Genomic DNA, 5823 nt, shown 5'->3' with positions numbered 1-5823 from the left:
ACATTCAGGATATTTTGGATTTTTAAATCCCATTCCTTTACCTGTTAATTGGTAAGGCGGCACGCCTTTAGAAACTAAATATTTGATAACAGAAGTTACTCTTCTTTTAGATAGATTCAAATTATAAGCGACTGAACCTCTTGCATCAGAATGGCCTTCAACTAAAAATCTTGTTCCTTTACCGTATTTAATAATGACTTCAGCTACTTTATCTAAAATAGGTTGAGATTCTAATAAAATCTTATCTGAATCAAGATTAAACTGTATACCACCCATAGTAGCGATAAGCGGATTAATTGCGTCATCAGCTAATTTTTGTGGTTCAGGACAACCGTCATTGGATGCAGGGCCAGGGAAAGTCGGACATTTATCATATAAGTCGATTATACCATCAAAATCAACATCTAAGGCTCTACCGGATCCATCTACGCGCGCTCCTTTAGGTGTATCAAGTTCTCTATCCCAATCATCACAAACTCCATCATCATCTTTATCACCAAATACACAAACTTCTAATTGCTGTTGACTTGCTACATCATTAATTTTAGTAAACATTTCACGTAATGGATCAACCCAACTTAAATGCTCATTATGTTTTCCTATTTTATATGTTAAACCAAAAGATGTAGTTATAAAGTTATCCGATTTACCTCCTTTATGCAAATCAGCATAATGACCATTATTACCAGAACCATCAAAAAGTTCATCTCCTGTCATTACGTATATTGCTTTAAAAGAAGTATCCCATCTTTTATTAATTTTGTATGTTACTCCGGGTCCCACCTGAGCAAACACAGATTTAAGACCCATATCTACATCAGCCGTAGTCGAATATTCCGTCTCACCTTGTTCACGTGCTTTAGTTTTAGCTTTATATTGAATTGTTCCTATACCTGCATAAGCATGAATTGCCCATCTATAAGATGATCTATTGTCAATTCTTCTAAATAACGAAGAAACATTTAAATCACCTAAAAAGCTAACTGCTAAATAATTTGTTTTTGCATCCACTTTTTTTGAACCATATCCTTGTCTTGATTCGCCAAATTGTCCCAATAAACTTATTCCAAAGGCGTGAGATATTTGTTTATTTATTGAGGCTTGAAAATCATATCCAACTCTCCATTTGGTTGATGCACCGTTATCAACAGAGGTAAAGTCAGCAGTTATTAACCAAGGAACACCTCCATATATAGATACAGACCAGTCATTAAATTGTTTCTGATCTTTAGTGAATTTTACATAATCTTCAGTGAAATTACTACTATCTACATTTTGAGCATGTACATTCAAGTAAATACAAAGAACTGAAAGTAAAATTAGAATACATTTTTTATTCGTAACAATATTCATAACTATAATTAATTAGTAAGTATATTAAGCCTTCTTCTATACAAAATCATTGAAGGATGTAAAATTATCAAAATTTTTTAAATAAAAAAATATATTAAACTAATTCGTATAAAATTTTTTTTGAAAAACTTCTTTTCGAAATATGTGCGATATGAGGAATTTTTAAATGTTTTGAATAAAATAATATAGAATTATAATAAACTATATCGATATCTATAGTTCTATCCTCATATTTTCCGCTATAGAAACTGTCATAATCTCTACCTAAAAGATGTTCAATTTTTTTTATGGATTTTAAAAGTTTAATAGGAGAAAGAGTTGTATTAATAACAACACCTATATTAAAATAATTATTTTTTGAGATATAATCTTCAGGTTCAGATTCTATTAATTCAGATTTTTTTAAAATACGACCTATTTTGTAATTAATTAAATCTAAAGCTTTTATTATATTATTTTTTTTATCTCCTAAATTACTTCCAAGTAACAAAACAACTTTATTCATCTATTAATTTATAATTATATTATATTTGATTAAAAATAATGAAGAAATGAAAAAATTTATCATACAAGTATTAGCAACTATCGTTGGAATTATATTATTAACGAGTATAGGTGTGTTTAGCTTGATTGTAATAAATATTATTGCATTTATTCCATCTAAACCAGTTGTTAAAGATAATTCAATTTTAGAAATAAATCTAAATAACCCAATAATTGAATCTCCAAACGATGGTATTGATATTTTTTTCATTGATAATGAAAATCATATTTCTTTAAAAGAAATTTTAGATTTAATTAAATATGCAAAAAATGATGATAAAATTAAGGGAATAAGCTTGAAACTATCAAATTTAAATGCAGGATATTCGCAAATATCTGAAATTCGTCAAGCTTTGATTGATTTTAAGCAAAGCAATAAATTTATTTATTCTTATAGTAATGATTGTGATCAAAAAGCATATTACTTGTCTTCAATATCTGATTCTTTATTCCTAAACCCGAATGCCAGTTTAGAATTAACGGGTTTATCAGCAGAAGTTTTATTTTATAAAAATTTAGGACAAAAATATGGGATAGGTTTCGAGGTTATTAGACATGGAAAATATAAATCAGCTGTAGAACCTTATCTTAGAGAGAACCTATCTAAAGAAAATAAAATTCAATTAAATGAATTATTGCAAAACTATTGGCATAAAATATCTAATGATATAATTTCATCAAGAAAAATAACTACCGAAAATTTTAATGAATGTGTGGATAGTTTATATAGTTTTATACCGGAATTAGCTTTAAGGTATAAATTGGTAGATAGATTAATTAATGAGTCTGAATATGATAATATCATTAAAAAGAAATTAGGGTTTAATGATGATGAGAATATTAATAAGATATCTCCATATCAGTATAATAAAACTATTAAGAATGATTCAAAGAGTAATAATAAAATTGCAATATTATATGCTACAGGTCAAATATACACAGGAATAGGAGATACGGAGATTCATTCCAAAACATTTATAGATAATATTAATGAAATAAAAAATGATGATAATATAAAGGCCGTAGTATTAAGAATAAATTCACCGGGAGGAAGTGCAAATGCATCCGCAGAAATTTTATATGAACTGTTAGAATTAAAAAAGAAAAAACCTATAATCGTTTCTTTTAGTAATATAGCTGCTTCTGGAGGATATTACATTTCTATGGCTGGTGATAAAATTTATGCTCAAGAAAATACACTTACAGGCTCAATCGGAGTATTAGGAATGATTCCAGATATTAAAAAATTAGCTAATAATGTCGGTATTACTTCTGATTATGTGGCTACTAATGCAAATTCATTGTATTATTCTTTAATGGAAGGTACATCTGAAGGTTTTAGAGATGTTATGGGTAAAGGTGTGGAAATAACTTATAAAAAATTTGTTAATGTGGTTATGAAGGGGAGAAATATGAGTTTTTCACAAGTAGATTCATTAGGAGGAGGGAGAATTTGGAGTGGGAAAGATGCAGTTCGACATGGTTTAGTAGATGAAATAGGTAATTTTAACGATGCAATTAATTATGCTGCAAAAAAAGCAAATTTATCTAAATATAATTTACTTACTTATCCTAAACCGAAATCCGAATGGGATTTATTTTTAAGTATAATAAAACCTGATAACGAAGAAACTAGCGTAATAATTAAAGATAGATTTCTTAAATATGAATTAGGAAATGATAATTATAAACTGCTGCAAAAATTAAAAAATATTGATAGCGGTCAAGAGATAAAGTGTTTAATGCCTTTTGAAATAGAAATTAGATAAGAAAAAAAAACATTAGTAAAAATATTATAAGTAATATATCATTTTCAATAAAGATGTTATATCTTTGCACAGCTTAAAAGATTTAGAAGAGATAATTTTAGTTTTTTCTAGAAGTTATTCAAACAAATGGCACATAATTAATTTAAATTTAAATGGGATTATTTGATTTTCTTACACAAGAAATTGCGATTGATTTGGGTACAGCAAATACTTTAATCATTCATAATAATAAAGTAGTTGTTGACAGTCCTTCCATTGTTGCAATAGATAGAAGAACAATGAAACCTATTGCAGTGGGAGAAATAGCCAAACAAATGCAAGGGAAGACACATGATGACATTAAAACAATAAGACCTTTGAAAGATGGGGTTATAGCTGATTTTGGTGCGTCTGAGCATATGATAAGAGAATTTATAAAACAAATTCCCGGGATAAAAGGCAAAATCTTTAACCCGTCTCTTCGAATGGTTATTTGTATTCCATCAGGAATAACAGAAGTTGAAAAAAGAGCTGTAAAAGATTCAGCGGCTAAAGTTAATGCGAAAGATGTAAAGCTAATATATGAGCCCATGGCAGCAGCTATTGGAGTCGGGATAGATGTTACTCAGCCTAAAGGTAATATGATTATTGACATAGGAGGGGGGACAACGGAAATTGCTGTTATTGCCTTAGGAGGAATAGTTTGTGATAATTCTATTAAAATTGCTGGAGACGTTTTCAATAATGATATTCTATACTATTTAAGGACTCATCATAATTTATTTATTGGAGAAAAAACGGCTGAACATATTAAAATGGAAGTAGGTTCTGGGCTTGAAGAGATAGATAATCCACCGGATGATTTACCAGTGCAAGGAAGAGACCTGATCACCGGTAAACCTAAGGAGATTATGGTTAATTACAAAGAAATGGCTAGGGCTCTTGATAAATCTATATTAAGAATAGAAGATGCTATTATGGAAACTTTATCAAGAACACCTCCGGAATTATCAGCGGATATATATAACACAGGTATATATTTAGCCGGAGGAGGAGCTTTACTTAGAGGTTTAGATCAAAGAATAAGTAGGAAGACAGGATTACCTGTTTTTATAGCTGATGATCCACTAAGGGCGGTAGTTAGAGGTACGGGAATTGCACTAAAAAATATTGAAAAGTTCGAGAATTTTTTAATAAAATAATAACAACTTTTAAAATAAAATATTTTAATGTCTGTATTGGTGAATTTTCTATCAAAAAATAGTAGATTTTTACTATTTTTATTTTTACAGATATTAGCGCTTTTTTTTTCCTTTAATAAGAATGTTTATCATAATTCAATTCTTGAAGGTAAAATAATTTCATTTACAGGTTTTTTTGATAATAAAATTTCTTATTTAACATCTTACTTAAATCTTAAAGAAGAGAATGAACGTTTAATTGAAGAAAACAAAGAATATAGAAATAAGTTCTTAGGAAAGACAAAAATAATAAAACCTGAGTTTTTTGCTATGTTGGATACAACCAAATATAAGCAAAAATATTATTATACCAATGCTGATATAATATCTAATTCAATTACCAGATCAAACAATTATTTAATTATTGATAGAGGTACAAATCAAGGGATAAGTCCGGAAATGGGAGTAATTACTTCTACTGGTGTTGTTGGAATGATTATTAATTGTACAAAAAATTATTCAAAAGTCATATCCATACTTAATAAAAATACAAGAATAAATGCTAGATTAAAATCAAGTAAATATTATGGTACGCTATTATGGCAAGGAGAAGATCCACGAATTATGACATTATCGGATATTCCTAAATATGTAGGAGTAAAAGTAGGAGATACCATTGAAACCGATGGTAAGTCAAAGGTGTATCCAGAAGGTATATTGATCGGAAGAGTTAGTAGCAAATCTATAGATGAAGAGACAGGTAATTGGAATATTTCAGTAGAATTATTTCAAGATATGGGTAATATACAAAAAGTATATGTTGTGGATAAATTGGATAAAGATGAAATAAAAATTTTGAAAGATTCGATCAATTAATAATGCTTACTAGATATACATTAATTAATTTAATTTTAATACCCATTATAATATTAGTACAGATTTTCGTATTTAATAATATATGTTTTTTCCATAAGTATAATCCTATAATTTATATTATA

At 28.2% G+C, this 5823-nt stretch carries 5 protein-coding genes; 3 read left to right on the top strand and 2 right to left on the bottom strand.

Going from position 1 to position 5823, the window contains the following annotated elements:
• Together M3Z80_RS08780 and folK are read right to left on the bottom strand one after the other, a co-directional pair.
• Window positions 1-1353 (bottom strand): OmpA family protein (locus tag M3Z80_RS08780; RefSeq protein ID WP_293919239.1); only part of this gene is annotated, 1353 nt, incomplete at its 3' end.
• Between the two features lie 94 nt (window positions 1354-1447).
• Entirely contained in the window at window positions 1448-1858 is a 411-nt protein-coding gene (folK, locus tag M3Z80_RS08775) for a 2-amino-4-hydroxy-6-hydroxymethyldihydropteridine diphosphokinase (RefSeq protein ID WP_293919238.1), read from the bottom strand.
• A gap of 46 nt (window positions 1859-1904) precedes the next feature.
• Between folK and sppA the strand changes: the two genes are divergently transcribed.
• The 3 genes from sppA (at window position 1905) to mreC (ending at window position 5701) form a co-directional block, all read left to right on the top strand.
• Window positions 1905-3665: a signal peptide peptidase SppA gene (gene sppA / locus M3Z80_RS08770; RefSeq protein ID WP_293919237.1), complete on the top strand. Its 1761-nt coding sequence runs from the start codon at window positions 1905-1907 to the stop codon at window positions 3663-3665.
• A gap of 152 nt (window positions 3666-3817) precedes the next feature.
• Window positions 3818-4846 (top strand): rod shape-determining protein, encoded by a 1029-nt coding sequence (locus tag M3Z80_RS08765; protein WP_293919236.1) that lies wholly within the window; start codon window positions 3818-3820, stop codon window positions 4844-4846.
• Window positions 4847-4873: 27 nt separating this feature from the next.
• Window positions 4874-5701 (top strand): rod shape-determining protein MreC, encoded by an 828-nt coding sequence (gene mreC, locus M3Z80_RS08760; RefSeq protein ID WP_293919235.1) that lies wholly within the window; start codon window positions 4874-4876, stop codon window positions 5699-5701.
• The last annotated feature ends 122 nt before the right edge of the window (window positions 5702-5823 follow it).

The organism is Apibacter sp. (genome assembly GCF_025291155.1).
In the GTDB taxonomy this organism is placed as follows: domain Bacteria; phylum Bacteroidota; class Bacteroidia; order Flavobacteriales; family Weeksellaceae; genus Apibacter.
The sequence above is the reverse complement of the archived record's forward strand: the minus strand, read 5'-3'. Positions and strand labels throughout refer to the sequence as shown.

What these genes read in the sequence shown, in the direction of transcription:
- folK (WP_293919238.1), bottom strand. Translation starts at nt 1,858, where the DNA reads ATGAATAAAGTTGTTTTGTTACTTGGAAGTAATTTAGGAGATAAAAAA.
- mreC (WP_293919235.1), top strand. Translation starts at nt 4,874, where the DNA reads ATGTCTGTATTGGTGAATTTTCTATCAAAAAATAGTAGATTTTTACTA.
- sppA (WP_293919237.1), top strand. Translation starts at nt 1,905, where the DNA reads ATGAAAAAATTTATCATACAAGTATTAGCAACTATCGTTGGAATTATA.
- M3Z80_RS08765 (WP_293919236.1), top strand. Translation starts at nt 3,818, where the DNA reads ATGGGATTATTTGATTTTCTTACACAAGAAATTGCGATTGATTTGGGT.